General features: G+C 32.0%; 2 protein-coding genes. Both read right to left on the bottom strand.

All coding sequences use genetic code 11. The features are described from left to right. Positions 1–153: 153 nt before the first annotated feature. Positions 154–834: an LrgB family protein gene (locus tag HMPREF9129_RS10240; RefSeq protein WP_004823540.1), complete on the bottom strand. Its 681-nt coding sequence runs from the start codon at positions 832–834 to the stop codon at positions 154–156. Beyond that, positions 831–1181, bottom strand: a complete 351-nt coding sequence (locus HMPREF9129_RS10245) for a CidA/LrgA family protein (RefSeq protein WP_040553289.1) — start codon at positions 1179–1181, stop codon at positions 831–833. Before HMPREF9129_RS10245 ends, HMPREF9129_RS10240 begins: the two co-directional genes overlap by 4 nt. Positions 1182–1200 lie beyond the last annotated feature (19 nt).

Here is a 1200-nt window from a genome sequence, read left to right on the forward strand (position 1 = left end):
TTAACAATTTACGAATATAAAATAAAAGGCGATAACATAAAATAGAATTATCTATTTGCTTATTACTTTTTTATTAACATACGAATTTACAATTTAATTTTACAACTTATCCTATAAAAAAGACGAGGATTTTTAATTTCCTCGTCTCTTTCTTTATAAGAACTTTAGTGCTATTGGCATCAAAACAACTGTCACAAGTCCTGCTATGCCTATTGATAGCCCTGACATTGCCCCTTCAACTTCGCCCATCTCGTTCGCCTTAGATGTACCTACGGCATGAGACGCGGTTCCCATTGCTATTCCCCTTGCAACAGGACTTTTTATCTTAATCATTTTTAAAATACTTGGTCCAAAAACTGCTCCAATTATTCCAGTAATCATTATAGTTATAACTGTAAGAGTTGGATTGCCACCGTATTGCTCAGAAAGTGGCATACCTATTGCAGTTGTAACTGAATGTGGTAAAAATGCAGTTGCAAATTTTTCGTTTATTCCCAACAATTTACACAACACCAATGTGCTTGCAATAGCAGTTATCGAGCCGACAACTATCCCAACCAAAATAGGCACTATATCTTTTTTTAATATATTCAAATTTTTATACAACTCCACCATTAAAGCTACAGTTGTAGGTGCTATTAAAAATGTAATATACTTCGCACCTATGTTGTAGGTTTCAAAATCTATTCCCAAAGCTAAAAGAACTCCTATTGTTAATATTATTCCTATCAACAATGGATTTAAAATAGGCGTTCTAAATTTTTCATTTATCTTAACCCCAACCATATAACAAGCGTACGAAAGTAAAATTCCAAAATAAGGATTATCTATCATTTGTATAGCCTCCTTATCACAAACTCCACAACAAGAGCTGTTAATATCAAAGTTATAATCGTAGATATTGATATTATTACTAGAATTTGAAGCACCTTCCCATCCATACTTGCATACTCTTTCATAATCTCAACTCCAGCAGGCAAAAAGAAAAAAGCAAAATACTTTAAAAGCCCTCTTGAAGTTTCTTCAATATCACTCACGCTCACAACTTTAAAAATAAGTCCTAAAAATAAAAAAATCATACCCCAAACTACCATAGGTATAGGAGTACTAAAAAAATAATTTACAATCACACCCATAAAAAGACATATGAGCAAGATTGAAAATTGTTTTAGATAATTCAATCATCTCACCTCTATTTTA

Source organism: Peptoniphilus indolicus ATCC 29427 (genome assembly GCF_000227315.1).
Lineage (GTDB): Bacteria > Bacillota > Clostridia > Tissierellales > Peptoniphilaceae > Peptoniphilus > Peptoniphilus indolicus.

Excerpts from the sequence above, each read along its gene's own strand:
- HMPREF9129_RS10240 (WP_004823540.1), bottom strand. The coding sequence starts at position 834 with ATGATAGATAATCCTTATTTTGGAATTTTACTTTCGTACGCTTGTTAT.